The sequence below is a fragment of the Pseudomonas frederiksbergensis genome (genome assembly GCF_003732665.1).
Taxonomy (GTDB): domain Bacteria; phylum Pseudomonadota; class Gammaproteobacteria; order Pseudomonadales; family Pseudomonadaceae; genus Aquipseudomonas; species Aquipseudomonas frederiksbergensis_G.
Genome location: NZ_MOBP01000156.1, coordinates 1 through 262, shown reverse-complemented (window position 1 = coordinate 262; position 262 = coordinate 1). Strand labels below are relative to the sequence as shown.

Below are 262 nucleotides of genomic sequence, written 5' to 3'. Positions count from 1 at the left end.
CAGCTTCCAGCACACCATGTTCCAGCCCGTCGCCGGTGGCGGCCAGGGCGGTCATCTCGCTGGTTTCACCGCGCATGATCGACCACAGGCCGATCACCGCGTTGTGCACCGACAGGCTGAACTGGGTGGGCGACAAGGGTTGGTCGGCCGCCAGGTCCTTGAGAATCTCGAAAGTGCGCGGGGTTTCGCCGTGGCGGGAAATAAAGACCAACGGTAGGTTGGGACGCCCCTCGGCCAGCGGCCAGCCGACACTGAAGGCCAT

General features: G+C 64.9%; 1 protein-coding gene. It reads right to left on the bottom strand.

Annotation, left to right across the window (positions count from 1 at the left end):
• The coding region (locus BK665_RS33600) for a beta-ketoacyl synthase chain length factor (RefSeq protein ID WP_148053296.1) at positions 1-262 on the bottom strand (262 nt) is incomplete at both ends.